The following is a 21,555-nucleotide window of genomic DNA, read 5'->3' as shown; positions in this document are numbered from 1 at the left end:
CGTTTGCTAACCGGATGTTAACACCACGAAGTTTTTAGCTTTCTATTAAAAAAATACCATATATCATGAATTTCTGTTAATTTTATGGCTTACCCATGTCCCAAGCATGAGAAACCTATATCCCTTTCTAGTATTTTTGCTCGTTTTACTCGGTTCAACCACCGCGCAGGCATCTACGCCCTTTACCTACAATACCACTTGCCAGAATGATAGTATTCGTTTTATCATCGCCACTGCAGATCGTGCCGGAATTGATTCCGTTAAGTGGTACTATGGTGATCCGGCATCAGGCAAGTATGATTCTTCCAAAGCCATCAACGGGGTTCATCTTTATAATACCCTGGGCGATTACACCATTACCCTGGTTGCTTACCGGAGCGGTGTGGAAGACATTTCTACCAATACGATTACCGTCGTAGCTCCCGTACCTTACGATTTTGGCCCTACCGACTCTACTCTCTGCGAAGGAACAACTATCACCCTGACGGCTCCCTATGTAGCCGGGGCCGCTTACATGTGGCAGGATAGCTCTACCAGCCAGAGTATAGTGGTAGATTCGATGCAGACCTACAAGGTAAAGATCAATGGCTGCCTGGTACCCGATTCTATGAACGTGTTTTATACGCCTAGGCCGGAAATAGAACTGGGGAATGATGTGATCCTTTGCCTGGGCGAAACCCTGCAGCTGGATGCCACTGCCCAGAACTGTACCTTCTCCTGGAACACGGGCGCGACGACTCCTGACATCATTGTACACAGCGATACTGCCCGTGCCGCTTTCACCTATATTGTGAATGCAAACGCCAAAGGTTGTGGTACTTTTATCGATAGTATCCGTATTGCATTTGGAGGTACTGTGCACCCATACTCACTGGGCCCGGATACTTTACTTTGTCCCGGCGAAACGGTGATCATCAATGGCGCCACCAGTGGTGCCACCGCTTACCTCTGGAGCACAGGGGCGACTACACCTACCGTCTCGGCAAGCCGTCCGGCGGACTTGTGGTGCTATGCCACGATCAATAATACCTGCAATGTAATTGATAGCATCCGTGTTCGCTACAATGCCCTCCGCAATGTAAACCTGGGTAATGATACCATCATCTGTAAAGGTGAAAAGCTGGTATTGACCGCCGATTTCGGAACAGGTACCTACCGCTGGCAGGATACGAGTAAGCAGGCTACCTATTATGTGACCAAAACAGGATACTATTATGTGCGTGCACAAATTGGCCGCTGTGTAAGCAGCGATACCGTGCATGTACAGATTGAAGATACCCTGCGGGTAAGCCTGGGTAGAGACACGGTATTGTGCAGCGGGGAAGTATATACCCTGTATCCTAAAGGTGCAGGTAGTAATTATAAATGGCAGGACAGCAGTACTGTTTCTGTCTTTAAAGTCAATACAGCAGGCATTTATGCCGTGGTAGCCCAAAATACCTGTGGCACTGCGATTGATTCAGTAGAAGTAGGTTTTAAGGACTGTGATTGCCAGGTATGGTTACCAAGTGGCTTTAGTCCGAATGGGGATGGTAACAATGACCTGTTCCGGCCGAAATATAAATGTCCTCTGCAGTCGTTCTCCATTAGTGTGTACAACCGCTGGGGAGCACAGATCTACTATACAACAGATCCGGATATTGGCTGGACCGGTACGAGGAACGGCACCCGGGTACCAGTTGGCACTTATGTGTATGTGATGGAATATACGGTACAGAAGTCAGGGGAACATGTGAGGAAAACAGGAGCAATTACACTTATACGTTGATAAAACATTCATGAAAGGCGGTATTCACCCAAGGGAATGAAAACCATTTTCAGAGATAGAAGAGGCCCGTTCGTACGAACGGGCCTCTTCTATTTTATCTTGTAAACTCATGAAACTTCGCTATAAATATTGCTGTCTCTCTTTTTTTGAAAGGTACATCCCAGGTACCTTCGTAAGTCACTAATACCGGTGTAAGCAGGTTCTGTCTCTTTACCAGTTGTACATTCATCTTCACATTAAAATCAAACACCATGGTCTTGTAAGAGAGTGAATATTTCCGGTTTACGATATCAAAGTTCTCTTTGGAGAAGTAGGTGACTAACTCATTGATCACGATATCATTCTTGTCGAAATAACCCAGGTTCTTTTTCGCAAATGCGGAGAACACCCAGCAGGGTACGCCATTAAATTCTTCGGAAGTAATGGAGAAATCATAGAGGCGCATCACTTCTGGATCGAAGATGGCCACCTTACCGCCTACGATAGGTACGCCCTTGATAGGCTGACCCGGATTGAAAATAAGTTGTTTCAGCTGGGCTTTGTGTTTGGCCAGGTTGCCCTTGGATGGTTCTATAGATTCTCCGTTGGCTTTGGCACAGATGGTTCCTTTGGTAAAGAAGAAGTTTGCGTACAGTTCAGCCGTATAGTATCTATAATCGCCTTTGGAGGTATAGAAATCGCCACCGGTTTCTTCGTGCAGTACTTTCATACTACGGCAGGTTCCCTGCATAGTTTGGAGGGTCTGACTTTTCAGGAAGGCTTCGATCTTTCCTCTCTTCCCATAAATGCGGATATCATTATCGGCCGAATAGCCTAAAAGATGCAGGTTACGGAAAGCCCTGTAAAAGGTAGTATCAGTTTCTACCCTTTTGATAAAGCTATTGACATCAAAGCCTACCCGTTTGGCTTGCACGACAACTTCGTCGAGGTTGACAGTCATCCCTCTGTAGTTAGCCGTATCCTGGGAACGTGAAATGTTACTGATCAAGAGAGCAACAATGAATAACAACAATAATCGCATGCTGCAAATTACGAAATACCGGGGGATTATATCTTACCTGCTGCGTACATCTGGTCTAAAGTTGGTTCCGGGCTACCGCCTTTATTCTCCAAAGTAACGGCAAACATCTCCGCATTGTCGACAGATTTCATTTTCTGCATAAGTTTTGCGGCGGTGCCTGTTTCAAAAACGCCCATATCAACGGGTTTACCATTTACGATGGCCCACAGCTGGTATTGTTTATCAGAAGAAGGTTGTGGCAGGTTATTGACCATTACGAAAACTTCTTTGGAAGTCTGGCTCCAGTAAACGGTAGCGAGTGCAGTCGGGAATGTTTTTGTTCCCGGCATTTTTACCGTTTTCATGGAAGGGTCCTGCACAATGTGTAAATTTTGTTCGGCTTGTTCCAGTCTTGTACGATATACGTTGGTTTCTGATGCGATGGAGGTATTGGACACCACCATGGCATCAAAGCGCTGTTGTAAACCGTTGTACTGTGTATACTGGTTATAATTTAGCAGCGCACTTCCTACCAGTAAAAGGATGGATGCAGCAGCTACCCAGCGCCATGCGCTGCTGACGAGGATTTTACGTACAGGCGTTTCTGGTATTGCGTCTTCATCGACGTAAGTACCATTGGCGCGTGCCGTTTCTTCAGTATCGAGCTGTGTGAATAACCTTTCTTTTAAGGTGGCAGGTGGTGTGACTGATTGGTAGATGATATATTGCTCCATATCCTGCTGGCAGCTTTGGTATTCTGCAGCAAGCTCCGGGTATTGTGCTATGGCTTGTTCCAGCTCCTCCCTTTCGTTGGAGGAAGCGAGTCCGCTTACATAGGCTTCAATTAACCCAGAAGATATGTAACTGTTTGCATTCACTTCTTAAACTAATTTTAACAGATTCCTTAATTGAATGATCGCGTTGCGCATCCTTGTCTTTACAGTACCCAACGGGATTTCCAGCAACCTGGAAATTTCTTCCTGGGTGCAACCTTTGTAGTATGCAAGGTCAATGATGATACGTTGTTCTTTTGTCAGTTTTTCCAGAACCTTGGAGAGTCCGAGATGGTCAACGGAAGGGTGTACAGCCAGATTGCCTGTATATAAATGTACGTCATCTCCGATGTCCTGGATTTTCTGATCCATTTTATGTGCCTTAGAACGAAGTGTGTCAATGGCTGTATTACGGGTAATATTCAGCATCCAGGTGAACAATCGACCTTTACTTTCGTCGTAACGATCGATGTTTCGCCAGATTTTCATGAATACTTCCTGCAGACAATCACTTGCATTGCTTTCGTCGTTGAGCACTTTGAGTGCAACGCCGTACAATGCAGGAGAGTAACGGTCATACAGGTAACTAAACACCTTTTGGTCTTTAGCTTTTAAGCCCTGGATCAGCTCAGATTCCGTATATGTAAACGCGGATTCCAAAACAAATAAAGAATTATGTTAAAAATTACGTTTCACAAGTGCTCCCACATCATAGCCGTAAACGCTACAGAAAAAAAGTACCCGTGTTCCGGTACAGCTGCGTGTGATTACAAATAAATACAAATAATAATTAATGGTTAAAGGGAATGCAATAATAAAGGAAATATAGCAATTATTGCGGAATAATTGAAAATGAAGGACTAAGAGACTTTTTTGTATCATCCAGCCACCTTTCCAGCTACAAACATCTGGTCTAGTGTAGGGCTTGGACTGCCGCCTTTCTTTTCGAGGGTAACTGCAAATGCCTGCGCGGTAACTACGTCTTTGACTTTCTGCATAGCGGTGGCGAGTTCGCCGGTGGCGAATACCCCCGCATCTATACATTTGCCATTGACGATTGCCCATAGCTGGTATTGCATATCAGGTGGCGGTTCTGGAAGCTTTTGTGCGAGTATAAATGTGGCTTTCGATTCAGGATTCCAGCAAATGGTGGCTATGATGCCCTGGTGTTTGGGCGTGCCCAGCATTTTTATCCATTTAAAAGCAGGGTCCTTCATCATCTTCAGTTCTTCCCGGGCATGATTCAGTTGTGCCGAGAGGGAATCCTTTTCGGTGGTAAAACTGGCCTGGTTGTTCTGAAGACTGGCGTATTGATTTTGGGAATCGTTGTATTTGGTGTAATAGGCAATGTTCATGACCACACTGGCTACAAGCAAGGTAAATGCGGCAGCGGCAGCATATTGCCAGATCTTTAAAGGGGAAACCGGGGTTTGGGGTGTATAGTCGATTACAGGAATTTCCTCGTCGGATGCAACGGGTTGAGCTATCGGAGTAACTGGCTCTTCAGCAGCAGTGTCGTCTTTTAGTCTCTCAAGTATTTGTTTTTTCAGGTCTACAGGTGGCTTCTTCGCCAACATCATCACGTATTTTTCCAGGTCCTGCTGTACAGCATCTACAGCAGCCTTTACTTCAGGATGCTGCCGGATCGCTGCCTCCATTTCGCGGTGTTCCGCTTCGGAGACCAAACCGATCACGTGGTTTTCAATAATACCGGATGATATGTAACGTTGAACATCCACTTGCTTACATCTGTTTTAAAATATTCCGCAATTGTATGATCGCATTACGCATTCTGGTCTTGACCGTACCAAGCGGGATATCCAGAATTTTGGAGATCTCGTCCTGTGTACAGCCTTTGTAGTAGGCCAGGTCTATGATAACACGTTGTTCCTTGTTCAACTGTTCCACTACTTTGGCCAATCCCAGGTGATCAACAGACGGGTGTACCGCCAGTTGATCTATTATAAGGGAATTGTTTCCTATTTCCTGAACTTTCTGGCCCAGCTTGTGGCCTTTGGAGCGGAGGGTATCGATAGCTGTATTGCGGGCTATGTTCACCATCCAGGTGAACAGACGGCCTTTTTCCGTATCGTAACGGTCTATGCCTCTCCAGATTTTGAGAAAGATTTCCTGCAACACATCCCCGGCCAGTGACTCATCGACCACCACTTTGAGGGCGATGCCATACAATGCCGGTGAATAATGATCATATAAATAACCGAAAAACTTTTCATTCCTGGATTTTAATCCAGTGACCAGTTCGGCTTCAGTATATGTAAGTGCTGCTCCCAATAATAGTTGATTAGTTTGCAGGCACTAAAATAATAGGGATTTCTAACATTACAAAATTTTAACACATTTTATTTATGAAATATCATTTTGTAATCCATCTTGATCTTTCCTTTTGATATATCATCCAGCTTGCTTTTAATCATTCTGCGCTTGAGTGGCTTCAGGTGATCAATAAATAATTTACCATCTATATGGTCATATTCATGGAAGATAACGCGGGCTGTGACACCGGTAAAGGTATCTTCGTGCGGCTGGAAGTTTTCGTCCACATATTTAATGGTGACGGTTTCAGGACGGTATACGTCTTCTCTTACCTTCGGAATACTGAGGCAACCTTCGTTGTAAGGCCAGTCTTCGCCACCGGTGTTTATGATCTGTGCGTTGATGAAAACACGTTTTACGCCGGCATCGCCAGGGTATTCGTCTTTTTCATCATCTTCCAGGTTATTGATAATTTGTTCGCTGTCTATTACGAAAAGGCGGATGGGCCTGTTAATCTGGGGTGCTGCGAGGCCTACTCCGCTGGACGCATACATGGTTTCCCACATATTTGCGATCAGCTTGTTTAAATCTGGGTATTCTGGTGTGATGTCCTCACACACTTTGCGGAGTACCGGATGGCCGTAGGCGACGATTGGTAAAATCATTCTATAGAATTGTTTTAAAAGTGCAAAGTTACGAAAATGGCAAAAAAATAGCTTCCGCCTTTAGCAGAAGCTATTTTTTTGTGCGGGCCCGCGGCCAGCTTCAATAAATTTATTTAGAACGGAGGTATTCCTGTAATATAATCGTAGCACTGATCTCATCGACCAGGCCCTTGTTCTGCCTGTCTTTCTTCTTCAAGCCACTATCTATCATGGTCTGAAAGGCCATTTTAGATGTAAAGCGCTCATCTACCTGTTTCAGGGGCATTGCCGGGAAATTCTTTTTCAATATCCTCACACATTCGGCTACCAAAGCAGTCGCGTCTGTATCACTCCCATCCAGGTTCTTTGGCTCCCCTATCAGGATCATCTCTACCTGCTCAGTTTCAAAGTATTTCTTTAAATAAGGGATCAGCGTTTGTGAAGGAATGGTGGTGAGCCCCGTTGCAATGATCTGCAAAGGATCTGTGACCGCCAAGCCGGTGCGCTTTTTCCCATAATCTATTGCCAGTATTCTTCCCATTAAGCTAAAAATAACATGTCAGCAATGGCAAATATGGCAAATACCACGCTTGCTATACCATTCGTGGTCATGAACGCGATGTTCACCTTACTCAGATCGTTTGGTTTTACCAGCAGGTGCTGAGAGATCAGCATTATAATGAACACAGCTGCCCCGATAGCATACAACCAGTGGAACTGCCCCATTAATCCAATGGTAATAGCCAATGCGCCTGCTACCACATGCAGTCCTTCGGAGAAGTGCAGGGCACCTGCCTTTCCTAACCAGGCAGGCACGGAATTAAGGGCCTGAGAACGGTCGAAATCTTCATCCTGGAGAGAATAGATGATGTCGAAACCGGATACCCAGCAGAGCACCAGGCAGGACAGCAGGATAGGCAATGCCGCAAAATGGCCCGTTACTGACAGGTAAGCACCGATAGGAGCCAGTGATAAGCCTAAGCCCAGTACCATGTGGCACAGAGCGGTGAAGCGCTTGGTATAACTATATCCCAGCACTACGATCAAAGCAACCGGTGAGAGGACAAAGCAAATCATGTTGATAAACCAGGTGGTGGTAATAAATGCCGCGCAATTGATAATGATAAACAGCAGGGCATTTTTCTTAGTGATCACACCTGCAGGGATCTCGCGTTTTGCGGTACGGGGATTGATCTTATCGATATCCACATCCAGCCAGCGGTTAAAGGCCATTGCCGCACTTCTTGCAAACACCATACATAATACTACCAGTACAAACAGTTGCCAGCTGAACGAGTACCCAGCCTTTGCTGTAGCCATAAAGAAACCCGTCAGCGCAAAAGGCATGGCGAATATGGTATGGCTGAATTTTACAAGCGAGAGGTATTTATTTACAGTCGTAATCATTTCCGGTTACTTTTTTAACTTTACAAAGATATCCCAAACTACGATACCTGTGCTAACAGATATGTTCAAAGAGTGTTTCATACCCAGCTGAGGGATCTCAATACACCCGTCTACCAGTTTCATCACTGCTGCATCTACACCAGCTACTTCGTTGCCAAATACGAGGGCCAGGGGCTGATCGTTGTTCATCTGGAACTGGTCAAGCATAATGCTGTTTTCCGCCTGTTCGATAGCCAGCACACGGTAACCAGCTTCTTTCAGGGCGTTTACTGCTTCTACAGTGGTGTTATAGTATTGCCAGTGTACGGTTTCAGTAGCACCGAGGGCGGTTTTCTGAATATCGCGGTGAGGAGGAACGGGGGTATAGCCACACAGTATAATGCCCTGCGTTAAAAAGGCATCGGCGGTACGGAATACGGAGCCGACATTGTGCATGCTCCTGACATTGTCCAGTACGAGTACGAGTGGTGTTTTTTCGGCGGCCCTGAATTCTTCGATTGTTTTGCGGCCTAGTTCGTCCATGCTAAGTTTGCGCATTTTGCAAAGGTAGGATATTCCCGCCTTCCGGGAAATAAAGCACATTTTCTATATTTTTGCCGAATGGCGAAAAGCAAATCGGAAGAAACCCCACTGATGCAACAGCATAAGGCTATTAAAACCCGTTACCCGGATGCCGTGCTTTTGTTCCGCGTGGGCGATTTTTATGAAACCTTCAATGAAGACGCAGTCATAGCCTCCAAAGTATTGGGGATCGTGCTGACCAAAAGAGCAAACGGTTCTGCCTCTTACGTTGACCTGGCTGGTTTTCCACACCATTCACTGGACACATACCTCCACAAACTGGTAAAAGCAGGATACCGCGTTGCGGTCTGTGATCAACTGGAAGATCCCAAAACTGTAAAAGGAATTGTAAAACGTGGCGTTACCGAAATGGTGACACCCGGGGTTGCCGTAAATGACAAGATCCTCGAAAATGCCAATAACAATTTCCTGGCAGCTGTTCATCTTCATGATGACGCAGCCGGCGTGGCTTTCCTGGATATCTCCACCGGTGAATTCTTTGTAGCACAGGGTACCATTGAGTATGCTGACAAACTCCTGCAAAGCTTTAAACCGGCCGAAGTACTTTATGCCAAACAACAACAGAAAAACTTCCGGCAGCATTTTGGTACTAAGTTTTATACATACACCATGGATGAGTGGATCTTTACTTCCACTTATGCACATGAAGTACTCCTCAAACAATTTGAAACACATAGCCTGAAAGGCTTTGGGGTAGATGGTCTTAACGATGCCATCATCGCTGCCGGTGCTGCACTACATTACCTGCGCGATACAGAACATCCTCACCTGCAACACATTACCAACATCCAGCGCATAGAGCAGGACGATTTCCTGTGGATGGACCGGTTCACCATCCGGAACCTGGAACTGTTAGGCAGCAGCGTGGAAAACGGGCATACCCTGCTCACCACCATCGATACTACGGTAAGCCCTATGGGTGCCCGCCTGCTGAAACGCTGGCTTATATTCCCGCTTCGCGATATTAACCAGATCAATGAACGGCTGGATGTGGTGGAGTACTTTATCAAAGAAAATGACCTCGCCAAAAACCTGAGTCATCACCTCAAACAAACCGGTGACCTGGAAAGGCTGGTATCCAAAATTCCTTTGAAAAAGATCAACCCAAGGGAAGTGATGTCGCTGGCCAGGGCGCTGCAACAGGTGTGTGGCGTAAAATCAATGCTGGAAAAAGTACCTCATCCCTACCTGGCCAAACTGGCTATGAACATGGATGGGTGTAATGAAATACTGGACAGGATCCTCCGCGAAATTACGGAGACACCACCTATCCTGGTGAGCAAAGGTGAGGTGATACAGATGGGTATTCACACCGAACTGGATAGCCTGCGCAAGATAGCCCGTTCCGGCAAGGATTACCTGTTGCAGATCCAACAAAAAGAATCTGAGATCACGGGTATTCCAAGCCTGAAAATAGCATTCAACAACGTATTCGGTTACTACCTGGAAGTGACGAATGCACATAAGAATAAAGTACCTGAAACCTGGATCCGTAAGCAAACGCTGGCGAATGCAGAAAGATATATTACACCTGAGCTGAAGGAATACGAAGAAAAGATTGTAGGTGCGGAAGAAAAGATCCTGGCGCTGGAAGCACAGCTGTTCGAAGAACTGCTGTCAGCCTTACAACCTTTCATCAAACCGATCCAGCAGAATGCCCAGGTGATGGCAAGATTAGACTGCCTGCTGAGTTTTGCAAACAATGCGGTACAGTTTAAATATCGTCGTCCGAATATTACAGATGGCTTTCATTTGGATATCCGGGAAGGCCGCCATCCTGTCATTGAGAGAGGATTGCCGCCGGGAGAAAATTATGTAGCGAATGATATTATGCTGGATAAAGAAAGCCAGCAGATCATCATTCTTACAGGTCCAAACATGAGTGGTAAATCTGCCCTGTTACGTCAAACGGCACTGATTACACTGATGGCACACATGGGTAGTTTTGTACCTGCGGCGGCGGCGGAAATCGGGTTGACAGATAAGATCTTTACCCGTGTAGGCGCTTCTGATAACCTGAGTGGCGGCGAATCTACGTTCATGGTAGAGATGAATGAAACGGCGAGTATTATTAACAATATTACACCGCGTAGCCTGGTGATACTCGATGAGATCGGGCGTGGTACCAGTACCTACGATGGGATCTCTATTGCATGGAGTATTGTGGAATACCTGCATGATATGACTTCGGCCAAACCAAAGACCTTGTTTGCCACGCACTATCATGAGTTGAATGAACTGGAGAACAAGCATGCACGTATCAGGAACTTCCATATTACCAACAAGGAATCTGGCAATAAGGTGATCTTCTTAAGAAAGCTCGCACCGGGTGGCAGCAGGCATAGTTTTGGTATTCATGTAGCGAAGATGGCAGGTATGCCACCAAAGCTGATTGACAGGGCAAACGAAGTGTTGGCACACCTGGAAGAGAAGCAGATTGGTGGGCCTATGCAGGAGCATGTAAAGCATATCAGTGGTCCTGCACAGAAGGTGCAGCTGAGTATTTTTGATGCGCACAGCGATACGTTTAAGCATATCAGGGATATGCTGGACAATGTGGATATTAACAGGCTGACGCCGGTGGAGGCACTGCTGAAGTTAAGTGAGATAAAGAATTTATTATAAAGGAAAAGCCGCTTTTACTGTAAGTAAAAGCGGCTTTCTCCACTCTTTGTGGCTGCTATTTTTCCAGTGAAATGTTTTCATCCCCATCCTGATAAGGCAGCGTGACCATTACCAGCGTCATCATTTCATTGTTTGTATTCATATTTTCCATTACCAGCGCCGGTGGCAAATTAGGATTATAAGGATTATTGATAGTATTATCGTAAGTACATTCAATGTGGATGGTGGATCCTTTTGGAATCTTCAGCATTTTGGGGAACCAGTAAATCTCCTGCCAGTTAAAATCCCATGCAGGAATATGCACCAGGGGAATGGTATCTTTATTGGGTTTAATGGCATATGCCTTAAACACTTTTCCCAACATATGCATGTGCGGCCACACATAGAGCAGGGATTTATCTTCCCCGGTTTTTACATTCAATGTAAAAGTGCGCACCACATCCGGCGGCAAATAGAAAAACGGTTGAATATCCTTTTGAGAATCACTACCTGATCCCAGGTTCTCATTTTTGATCTGCCTGGTAATATTTGATGTTGTAGTCCATATCTGCACGCCACTGATCACATCTTCCGCTTTCCCCAATGGAGCATAATGCAGGGTCAGTAATATCACGCCTCTTTTAGGCATCACCCAACCAATATGTTTTGGGTAGGACTCCATGGAAGCACCAGGTATCCAGCCCCCAAAATACCTGATCCGGCTCCGATAGGGTACAAAGTTTTCAAAGTACTTCGTCGTTTCAGTTTCATGATCTATATAATCTACTGTATTATACAGATCCAGGCCTGGCACATCATCTATTTCATAATTTGCATGGTGGATCACCTTGCGGTTATTGGTAATGAATTCTATCCCTTCTACGTTCATAGAATCCGCCAGCTCAAAGGGGATCTTATATACAATATAATGGTCTTTGTTATCTCCTTCCAGGTGATAACTATTCTTCATTTGCAGCACAATATCGGGCTTTCGGTTATAGCGGGTACCTGTTACAAATTGAAGGTCTTCTTCTCTGGCATCGGTCGCATTACCTTTGGGCATATCATGGGCTGTCCAGTTGGCGATCATTGCAATATCGGCAGCTGAAAGCCGCCTTTCGTTGGCATATTGCACATAGTGAGGATCCGGTTTCCAGGGGGGCATATACCGGGCTTCTGTAACCCGCTGTATCATACTGGCTCTTTTAGCAACATCATCATAGGTTAGCAGCGAGAATGGCGCTGCTTCCCCGGTTCTGTGACAAGGAGTACAGTTATGATGAATAATGGGTGCAATGTGTTTATACCAGGTAATATCCTGTGCCTTCCCCATTTCGCAAATAAAGAAAGATAACGCCAGTGCTATCGTAGTAACAACACGCATAATTTAATAATTACTGATCAGACAACCAATTGGTGTGGTCTTTGTAATAGTGGGCACACCCGCCACCAGATTTTGTATAGATTGATCGAGGTAGAGTTGCGTGGTCTTTGCACGCTTGGTACCCAGACCGGTAATCCAGTCATCGATCAATCCGCGGTAATATTCTATGCCATCACTTCCTACCAGCAGCGCTTCGGGCGTAATGGTTGCTTTAAGTGAATTAGCGACTTCTTTATCCGTATCCATCAGGACCGGGAAGGAGAGATTAAAATCTTTGGCATAAGCGGCGACCTGCCCTCTGGTAAAGGTGCGACCACTGATGATGCCGTAGAATTGTACGCTTTTGTACTTTTCTGACAGCTTTTGTACAATGGGTGCATAGTTTCTGCATAGTGGACATTCAGGTGAAAGAAATAAATACACAACAATCTTTCCCTGTGGCCTGATGTCATAAGTTTTGCCTGTATAATCTTTTAATCTCTCATTAAAGGCAGTTCCATGTGGATTCGCTATCGACTGCATGCAAAGGCCTGTTATCAGCAGTGATAATATCAGTATTCTTAACATTTCTGCTCATTGGTTGACAGTGGTAAGTTATCAATATCAATTTTGTTTATTCATGATATAAGTCATCGTTTAATTTCCATCTTTTCATCTCCCTTTTCATAGGGCAGGTAAACCATCACGAGTGTCATCATCTCATCAGTCGATTTCATATCACCACTACTATAAATCAACTGAGGAGGGTTATTCGGATTCGACGGATTTTCTGCGGTATTATCATATGTTCCTTCTACGACTATCGTGGATCCCTTTGGTAGTTTTTTCAATTGAGGGAACCAGTACATTTCCTGCCAGGCTACATTCCAGTCAGGAATGGAGACCAGGCGAATGGTGTCTTGTTCAGGTGTGACACAATAGGCCCGGAAGATTTTGCCGATATAGTGCATATGGGGCCAGACGTAGAGTATTGATTCATCAGCGGGAACGCCAACTTTGACCCTGAAAGTTTTTACAACGTTGGCAGGGATATAGAAAAACGGATCAATATCCTTTTCTCCTGCTCCACCGGAGCCAATGCTTGCTGCCCGGATACTCCTTTTTACTTCTTTCTTTGTAAAATATACCTGCACGCCACTGATGCTTTTTTCTTCTTTACCAAGGGGGGCAAAATGTAGCGTGAGCAGGATAATGCCTCTCTTTGGCATTTTCCAGCCAATACCGGGTGGATATGATTCATAGGAGGCGCCCGGAATCCAGCCACCATAATAAATCATACGCTTACGGTAGGGAATGTATTGGGCGGTTCTGATGTTCCCCTCTTCTGTAAGGTTCACATAGTCCTGGGTGTTATAGAGATCTTCGGCAGGCACATCGTCAATTTCGTAGTTCGCGTGGTGGATCAGTTTGCGGTTGTTAGTAATAAAGCGGATGGCTTCTACATTCATAGAGTCAGGCAGCTCAAATGGGATCTTGAATACGACAAAGCGTTCTACATTATCGCCTTTCACGATAAAGGCCTGCTTCATCGTCAATTCCAGGTCAGGCAGGCGTGATACTTTGGACGTAAGGATGGTGTCTGGTTTGTCCTTGCCATTTTTCCCAACCGGCATCTGATGATCGGCCCAGTCAGTGATCAGTGCTATTTCCTCATCGGTAAGCCTTCTTTCATTCGCGTAGTTTACATAATGTGGATCTGCTTTCCATGGTGGCATGTACCGGCTTTGGGTCACTCTTTTCACCATAGCAGCACGTTTCGCAACATCTTCGTAAGTGATCAGAGAGAAAGGGCCGGCTTCATCCGGGCGATGGCAGGGGGTACAGTTAGTGTGAATAATGGGTGCAATGTGTTGGTACCAGGTAATGTGCTGCGCGCTGGCAGCTAACGAAAGGATCGTGAACAGGCATAGGAACAGGAACAGGCGTTTCATACTTATTTACCCAAAATAGATAATTTTTTCTCAAATGTATAATGTTTAGACATTTTGGAAAAAAGAAAGGCCCTGGCATAAATGCCAGGGCCTTTTTATCATTTTATCTAAGATATCTTAGTTAAGATCCCAGAAGATCTTAGTATCGCGGGTATCTTTAGCTCTAACGGCATTGTAGTTTGCAGTGTTATACAATGATTCGTTTGAAGGATACAGGAAGCGAACACCTGGTTTAGTCTGGGTACCAGTGGAGGTATACACTGGAATTTCAGGATAACCGGTTCTTCTGTATTCTGACCATGCCTGCACAGTCTGCAGAACGAAGAAGCTTTCCCATTTCTGTGTATAGATCTTAGCCAGTCTTTCCTGAGTAGAACCAGATAACGCGATGTTAGCGCTGCTTGCGTAGGCACTAACGGCTGTTGCAGATGGTTCAATCAGCGCTGCCCATTTTCTTGGAGCACCGCTACGAGCGTAGATCCTTGAGTTCAGGTTGTAGAAAAACTTAACTGACTGGGCGATACCTTCAGCATATGGAGTTTCAGCAGCTCCAAGGCCCCATCTTTCGTTAGCTTCAGCTTTGATGAAGCTAACTTCTGCGGCAGTGAACAGTACACCTGGCAGGTTATAGTTATAGAAGAAAGTTGCAGAGTCATAAGATGCGTAACCGCCGTTGGTATAATCTTTTTCAGTACCATCATAAGGGAACCCTTTGTAACCGTTGGTTCCATCTGCATCGAAGAATACTTCAACACGAGGGTCATTGTTGGTGGTCATGAAATCGATCAGGTACTTAGGAGCCCATCTGAAATCTTTGAATACATCATACAGATCACTTTTCAGGTTGGTTGGGCTTTCCCATACCAGTGCATCCTGGTCGTTAGAAGTGATAACAGGATATTTAGATGAGTTGTTCAGCATGTTAACGATCTCAGGTTTAGCTTTTGCTTCGCTAACATTGGAGATACGCATCAGGAGACGCAAACGCAGAGAGTTTGTATAACGACGCCACATGGTGAGGTCGCCAGCATACATTCTGTCATAGATTTTCAGGTTAGCGCTTTCAGTAGAAACTACGGTAGCGGTATCCAGGTAGTTATTGATCTGATCCAGTTTGTAGATCAGGGTATCATAGATTTGTGCAGCATCGTCATAAGAAGCGAACACGATTGAACGGTCAGCGAGGTTCAGGGAGTTTGCTTTTGAGAAAGGAATATCACCAAATGCATCTACCATCTGAGATGTCTGATCGCAAAGGATCACTTCAGATAATTTCAGATATATCAGATTTTTTCTCTGTTCTGCATCAGACATGGTGTTGAAAGCAGTCTGCATTTCACGGTAGTTGTTCAGGATACCAGGACCATTGTAATTATAGTCGTTACCGTTAGCACCGTTATAATAATCTCTCCAGCGGTTATCTGAGTAAGAGGTGTTAGCCAGGTACATAGTGCTGGATGGAAGGATGGTTTGCAGGCCGGAGTAAGGAGCTGTAAACGCGAACAGGTAAGTATAGTAATCCCAGTAGGAAGGATGGATCCTTTCATTCAGGAACAAGCCGTTGAACAGCTTACCCGGGTTTGCCACTGTCGTTTGCTCCGGGTTTTGGTAATCGTCTTCAATTCTTTGCTTACAGGAGCTGAAGCCAGCTACTAATAAGACAAGAAGAGATGCATTTATCAAAAGTTTTTTCATTAGTTTTTTTGTTTGATCATTTAGCAAAAAATTACATTAGAAGCGTGCACGTAAGCTAGCACCAAAGCTTCTTGTAGGAGCAAGAGCACCTTTGTCCTGACCCTGATCCAACCAGGAAGAACCTGTAGCAGATTCCGGATCCAGACCATAAGGCAGAGATTTGTGAATGTAGAACAGGTTACGTGCAACCAGAGAAACCTGCAGGCCCTGGAAATGTAATTTGTCAACGATCTTTTTAGGCATTGTGTAAGTAGCAGAAACCTCACGTACCTTGATGTAATTATTGTTGAAGATAGCAGCGGTATAATCACCAGAGTGCCATCCGAATTGGTTCCTGTAGTAAGTACCAGCATCGATAATTTTGCTATTCTTAGTACCTGCTTCGTCAGTTACACCTTCCAGGATTACACCATTTTGACGATCGCCAGGTTGACCGGCAGCAACAGGAGCGTAATTACCATCTTTATCAGAAACAACAGCGTAAGGGAGACCACCACGGGCAGCATCTCTGTACTGGAGTGTGCTCTTAAACATACCTGCACCCACTGCATAATAAGAAGGAATAGAAACCAGTTTACCACCAAAACGGTAATCCAGGGTCACATCCACGGAGAATGCTTTGTAAGTGAAAGTGTTGGAGAAACCACCTACGATCTTAGGCATTACGTTACCAGCATAAATATATTTATCGGTATTGTAAGTGTAAATACCCGCATCCTTATCTACGATATAGTTACCGTTAGCATCGGTGTTATGAGGGTGAACGTACAGGTTACCCAGTGGATCACCTACTTCAGATCTTGCGATTACATAACCACCTTCGAGGTCATTTGTAATGTTCGGGAAGATAGGAGCCAGTCTGGTCAGCTTGTTACGGTTAATCGCAAAGTTGAAACGTGTATTCCAACGGAAATTTTTGTTTTGGATCGGAGTTGCGTTGATAGCGCCTTCAAAACCGTAGTTGCTCAGGTCACCTGCATTCACGATCTGTGCACCAGCACCAGCTGTCATTGGTGTAGTAGCAGTCAGGATCTGATCTTTGATCTTGTTATTATAGTAAGTCAGGTCAACACCTACTTTACCATCCAGGATTCTTGTTTCCAGACCAAATTCGAACTCTCTCTTCTGCTCTGATCTCAGACCTTCGTTACCGAAAGTGCTGGCATTAGGCTGTTGGTATGCAATATAGTTACCATCGATGGTTATACCATATTGTGTAAATGCGATTGGAGACATGTACATGGTTGGGTGGTTACCTGTTAAACCATAAGAGGTTCTCAGTTTACCATAGTTAAACCATGTTGGCATCTTAAACACATCAGAGAATACGAAACCTGCATTCACAGAAGGATAAGTGTAAGAGTTTGCACCTTTAGGCAGGGTAGAAGTTTTTTCAGTACGTCCAGTTCCTTCCAGGTATAACCAGCCTTTATAGCTCAGGTTAACGATACCGAAACCAGCGATGTCGATCTGCTCGCCACGTGCACTCTCAGAACCCAGGGTACCAGCAGAGTTAGTCAGGGAGAACCAGTTTTCAGTACCCAGACCTACAGTTGTATAGTTGTAACCGTACTGGAAGTTTTGTTTTCTACCAGTGAAACCACCGCTAACACCCAGATCGAAGTTCTTACCAATTTTAGGGTTGTAAGTTAACATCGCATCACCGTACAGCAGGCTGTTGGTTCTTTGTTCTACACCATATTTACCGCTTGTACCTGCATAAGTAGGCACTTGGTTATGTTCCTTATTTTCAGCTTTCCAGTTAGTGAAGTCATTACCAATACGGCCACGGAACTTCAGGTTATCCAGGATAGAGTAAGTTAAGGTTGCACTGTTGATGAAACGGTTTTGATTTTCATCATAGCTGTTTCTCAACTGAGTGTACAGATAGTCCAGTAAGTTGTAAGCTCTGATATTATAACGGAACTTCTCGTCCTGATCATAGGTACTTTCATTATATCTAACATATTTGTAACCATGAGATGTCTGGTACCTGGTTTTGTAAGCATCCATATCATCCATACGGCTAAAGAAACCATCGTATGAGCTAAACAGGTTAGTCATAGACTGAGGACGGTTGTGCGTAAAGTTGTTATTGAATGTAGATACGATATCTAAGGTTACTTTCTTATGCAGTCTCAGTGTAGCGTTCAGGTTGAAGTTATTCTTGTTCAGGTTAGAACCTGGCAGAATAGCTTTATAATCGTTACGGCTGTAAGAGAAACGATAAGTAGCGATATCGCTGGAGTTAGATACTGCTACGTTGAACATAGAGTTATAACCAGTCTGGAAGAAACTACGGTAGTTATTCTTCTGAGCAGAGTAGGTCTTTGTAGAACCATCCCAGTATCTTACAGTTCTGCCATCGTATTTAGGACCGAACTGACCATATGCCCTATAGTAAGGACGTAAAGTTCCATCAGAGTCAGCGATCCAGCCTTCAGCAGTAGCACCGTTTGCTACGTTTGTTTGTGCTTCATAACCAGGACCAAATTCAGTTTGGTAATCAGGGCTATTCTGCAGATTTTCAGCAGTATATGAATAGTTCATATCGACGCCTAAGCCTCTACCTTTAATACCTTTCTTGGTAGTGATTACGATTACACCATTTGTAGCCTCAGAACCATACAGTGCAGATGCAGAAGCACCTTTCAGTACGGTCAGGGTTTCGATATCTTCAGGGTTGATATCCAGTGCACCGTTACCATCGATACGGTTGTTAGTGGTATTGAAACTTGATTTGGTAGGATCAGCGAAGTTTCTGATAGGCACACCATCCACAACATACAGTGGCTGAGTGTTCAGAGACACAGAAGATACACCTCTCACCTGGATAGCAACACCAGAGCTGGCACCACCCGGAGCAGCAACTACCTTTACACCGGCAGCTTTACCGTACAGAGCGGAAGAGAAGCTCGGAGAACCGGATTGTGTGAGATCTTTTGCGTTTACAGTACTAACAGAATAACCCAGTGCACGGGCTTCTCTCTTAATACCCATCGCAGTGACCACTACTTCATTCAGACCTTTGTTGTCTACAGCGAGCGTAGTGTTGATGGTTGACTGGCCTGCAACTGCAATTTCCTGTTTTGCATAACCTACATAGGAGATAATCAGGGTGGCATTTGGACCTACGGAAAGTTTAAATGTACCGTCTGGAGCTGTCTGAATACCATTTTTGGTACCTTTTTCCACAACAGTCACACCAGGAACAGGTGCTCCTTTGTCGTCTTTAACAGTTCCGGACACAACCTTTTTGTCTTGCGCCAAAGCAGTAAAGCAGCAGAACAAAAGAAGCAGTGTGCTTACTAATAGAGATCTTCGCATAGCTTTCTTTTAGTTAGATTTTAAGTATGATAAGTGTTTAGTCACAATGTGATTACATACAGGAAGGCACGGCATAGGATGGCTCCTTTTTTACAAGGAGCAGACAAGCTCTTTTTCCTGAAATGTGATGTTATTTTCTCTTCTAAAGTTGGGACCCTATCGCTGAAATTGTAACTATTTTTTAGCACATTCCGGCAGTCACCGTTTACGTATTACTTCTCTTTATTATTGGTATAGGCCATTTTGATTTCTTCTTTATTGGTGGTATTTTCACCATATTGTCCGCCAGTACACTCATCTTCTCTAAAATGACATAGTTTTTCTCTACATTCTTAAATTGACAGCGCCAAACTACCCAAATAATTCTTAGAAACAAAAAAGATTTAACATTTTTTTATCTAATAAGTCATTTACGCTTAATCCAGGTAAATTAACACCCTTTCATGAGAAAATACTATTGGAGAAAAAAACACAAATTGAAGAAATCGTAATATAATTTCATTCCTGTCCCAAGACTTTACGAAAAATTAATAGTGGGAAGTTTATCCGTAACGCGACAGTAGAAATTTCACTCTTTTCATGGTATAAGCATTTACAAAAATGATTTCCTGTGATTATTTATAAAAAGCAGATAAAATGGGTTCTAAGCAACTTCACGGGTTCCGGTATAGGTGTTTTTTTGCAACTTATAGAAAGTTTTCATAATGAACAAATTATATTTATACAGTATGTCAAATTCATGACAAAAAAAATCGCTTCTGCCTGCGACAAAAGCGATTATAAAATGAAATAATTTAAGGTAAACGATTACATCAGGCCTTCGGCAACTTCTTTACAAGTACGGAAGATTCCCGTTCCCGCAATTCCAGTGGCAATACAACCTGCTTAGGCCCTTCGGAGGTCTCGTCCAGCTCCTCCATCAGGATCCTGATCAATGTTCTGCCTATTTCCTCTACCGGCTGTGCTACGCAGGTCACTGCAGGGCTTAATAAGCGGAAAATGTCATGGTCGTCAAAACTTACCATACCCAGTTCACTGCCTATCTGCAAACCTATCGAGCGAATGCTTTCTATACCACAAATACCCAGGTAGTTGGTGGCAAAGAACACGGCATCCAGTTCCCGGTTGTTTTGCAAATATTTGGTGATCTCCTGGGTAAAACCTGGTCGGTCCAGGTCAAAAGGCAGGCGTTTGATCACATTCTTTCCTGAAGGCAGCCCATGCTTCTTCAGGCCTGCACTAAAACCTTCCAGGCGCTGTTGCATCTGGATCTGGTGCGAGGTGGTGGTAATAATACCAATGTGCTTATACCCCTGGGCCACCAGGTGGTCTACAGCAGTCACGGCCCCCTGGTAGTTATCTACCACTACATACGAGGAATCTTTGACATTCGGAAAATAACGGTCCATGAGGACAACCGGCTTTTGCAGGGAAGCAATGTCCTTGTCCAGATTGAGGGTAGGCGTGATAATGTAGCCGTCTACCTGTCGGTAACGAAGTACTTCCAGCAAGCCACGGGCTTTTTCTTCATTGTCTTCAGTACTCCCGAAGAGTACCTTGTAGCCATATTTGTCTGCCTCGTCTTCTACTACTTTCGCTACGTTGGCAAAGAAATTATTAGCAATGTCTTCTACGATTAACCCGATTGTTTTGGTTTTACCAGTGCGTAAACCACGTGCCAGTTGGTTAGGTTTATACTTTAGCTTGCCGGCTATCTTCAGAATACGTTTGCTTACCTGTTCGCTGATCCTTTTTTCTTTTCCTTTACCATTCAGAACGAAAGAAACGGTGGTGGGAGAAACGCCGGCCTGCTGGGCTATATCTTTAATCGATATTCCTTTCACGTGATTCAGATTTGGTTTGATTCGTTAGAAAATTATAATCTTAGTAGCAAACGACCAAATTATTTCCAGTAGAGGCTGTCCCGGGAGGAATGATATCAATCATGCCTCCTTAAGTGGCCCGGATAGGCGTTTCAACAGGAAATAAATGATATTTACTAAAAAATGATGTTTTTTTAACCAAAATTTGATAATTTGCCACTTTCACAGAAAAACTTCTGTCAGGGGGAATGAATTTGGAGACCGACATCCATTTGGAAATGGTCATGGAATTATTACTATACAAATTGAATTGTTTCGGGAGATAATGTCCTGTCTGGGGCAA

General features: G+C 44.4%; 17 protein-coding genes. 2 read left to right on the top strand and 15 right to left on the bottom strand.

Translation table 11 applies throughout. The annotated features are described in order from the left end of the window. Positions 1 to 106 precede the first annotated feature (106 nt). Positions 107 to 1,768 carry a gliding motility-associated C-terminal domain-containing protein gene (locus U0033_RS27400; protein WP_072359953.1) on the top strand — a complete coding sequence of 554 codons (1,662 nt, stop codon included), beginning with the start codon at positions 107 to 109 and terminating at the stop codon, positions 1,766 to 1,768. Between the two features lie 94 nt (positions 1,769 to 1,862). On the opposite strand, the gene U0033_RS27395 is transcribed toward U0033_RS27400, so the two are convergent. The 9 genes from U0033_RS27395 to U0033_RS27355 form a co-directional block, all read right to left on the bottom strand. Beyond that, positions 1,863 to 2,789: a hypothetical protein gene (locus tag U0033_RS27395; RefSeq protein WP_072359955.1), complete on the bottom strand. Its 927-nt coding sequence runs from the start codon at positions 2,787 to 2,789 to the stop codon at positions 1,863 to 1,865. Between the two features lie 26 nt (positions 2,790 to 2,815). Beyond that, positions 2,816 to 3,646 carry an anti-sigma factor gene (locus U0033_RS27390; RefSeq protein ID WP_072359957.1) on the bottom strand — a complete coding sequence of 277 codons (831 nt, stop codon included), beginning with the start codon at positions 3,644 to 3,646 and terminating at the stop codon, positions 2,816 to 2,818. Positions 3,647 to 3,649: 3 nt separating this feature from the next. Beyond that, positions 3,650 to 4,201 (bottom strand): RNA polymerase sigma factor, encoded by a 552-nt coding sequence (locus U0033_RS27385; RefSeq protein WP_072359959.1) that lies wholly within the window; start codon positions 4,199 to 4,201, stop codon positions 3,650 to 3,652. A gap of 218 nt (positions 4,202 to 4,419) precedes the next feature. Beyond that, a complete protein-coding gene (locus U0033_RS27380) occupies positions 4,420 to 5,280 on the bottom strand; it encodes an anti-sigma factor (RefSeq protein ID WP_072359961.1) in 861 nt (286 codons plus the stop codon). 4 nt (positions 5,281 to 5,284) lie between these two features. Beyond that, the gene (locus tag U0033_RS27375; RefSeq protein ID WP_072359963.1) at positions 5,285 to 5,833 is read right to left on the bottom strand and encodes an RNA polymerase sigma factor; all 549 of its coding nucleotides are present in this window, start codon (positions 5,831 to 5,833) and stop codon (positions 5,285 to 5,287) included. Positions 5,834 to 5,901: 68 nt separating this feature from the next. Next, entirely contained in the window at positions 5,902 to 6,480 is a 579-nt protein-coding gene (def, locus tag U0033_RS27370) for a peptide deformylase (protein WP_072359965.1), read from the bottom strand. Between the two features lie 109 nt (positions 6,481 to 6,589). Then, entirely contained in the window at positions 6,590 to 7,000 is a 411-nt protein-coding gene (ruvX, locus tag U0033_RS27365) for a Holliday junction resolvase RuvX (protein WP_072359967.1), read from the bottom strand. Next, the gene (locus U0033_RS27360) at positions 7,000 to 7,866 is read right to left on the bottom strand and encodes a UbiA-like polyprenyltransferase (RefSeq protein ID WP_072359969.1); all 867 of its coding nucleotides are present in this window, start codon (positions 7,864 to 7,866) and stop codon (positions 7,000 to 7,002) included. Before U0033_RS27360 ends, ruvX begins: the two co-directional genes overlap by 1 nt. 6 nt (positions 7,867 to 7,872) lie before the next feature. After that, entirely contained in the window at positions 7,873 to 8,388 is a 516-nt protein-coding gene (locus U0033_RS27355; protein WP_218164016.1) for an RNA methyltransferase, read from the bottom strand. A gap of 78 nt (positions 8,389 to 8,466) precedes the next feature. On the opposite strand from U0033_RS27355, the gene mutS reads away from it, so the two are divergent. Then, positions 8,467 to 11,073, top strand: coding sequence for a DNA mismatch repair protein MutS (gene mutS / locus U0033_RS27350; RefSeq protein ID WP_072359972.1), 2,607 nt, complete (start codon positions 8,467 to 8,469; stop codon positions 11,071 to 11,073). Between the two features lie 55 nt (positions 11,074 to 11,128). Here the strand turns inward: mutS and U0033_RS27345 are convergent, their stop codons facing one another. From U0033_RS27345 to U0033_RS27320, 6 genes are all read right to left on the bottom strand, one after another. Next, the gene (locus U0033_RS27345) at positions 11,129 to 12,436 is read right to left on the bottom strand and encodes a monooxygenase (protein WP_072359974.1); all 1,308 of its coding nucleotides are present in this window, start codon (positions 12,434 to 12,436) and stop codon (positions 11,129 to 11,131) included. 3 nt (positions 12,437 to 12,439) lie between these two features. Then, positions 12,440 to 13,003, bottom strand: coding sequence for a redoxin domain-containing protein (locus tag U0033_RS27340; protein ID WP_083571487.1), 564 nt, complete (start codon positions 13,001 to 13,003; stop codon positions 12,440 to 12,442). Between the two features lie 62 nt (positions 13,004 to 13,065). Beyond that, positions 13,066 to 14,367, bottom strand: a complete 1,302-nt coding sequence (locus U0033_RS27335) for a c-type cytochrome (RefSeq protein WP_072359978.1) — start codon at positions 14,365 to 14,367, stop codon at positions 13,066 to 13,068. A 117-nt stretch (positions 14,368 to 14,484) separates the two neighbouring features. Further along, complete coding sequence (locus U0033_RS27330; RefSeq protein ID WP_072359979.1) at positions 14,485 to 16,062, bottom strand: SusD/RagB family nutrient-binding outer membrane lipoprotein; 1,578 nt, start codon at positions 16,060 to 16,062, stop codon at positions 14,485 to 14,487. Positions 16,063 to 16,098: 36 nt separating this feature from the next. Further along, positions 16,099 to 19,389 carry a SusC/RagA family TonB-linked outer membrane protein gene (locus U0033_RS27325; RefSeq protein WP_072359981.1) on the bottom strand — a complete coding sequence of 1,097 codons (3,291 nt, stop codon included), beginning with the start codon at positions 19,387 to 19,389 and terminating at the stop codon, positions 16,099 to 16,101. 812 nt (positions 19,390 to 20,201) lie between these two features. Next, the gene (locus U0033_RS27320) at positions 20,202 to 21,233 is read right to left on the bottom strand and encodes a LacI family DNA-binding transcriptional regulator (protein ID WP_072359985.1); all 1,032 of its coding nucleotides are present in this window, start codon (positions 21,231 to 21,233) and stop codon (positions 20,202 to 20,204) included. Positions 21,234 to 21,555: the final 322 nt, after the last annotated feature.

Origin of the sequence: Chitinophaga sancti (assembly GCF_034424315.1) — a bacterium.
Lineage (GTDB): Bacteria > Bacteroidota > Bacteroidia > Chitinophagales > Chitinophagaceae > Chitinophaga > Chitinophaga sancti.
Note: the sequence above shows the minus strand (reverse complement) of the source record. Positions and strands in the feature narration are given on the sequence as shown.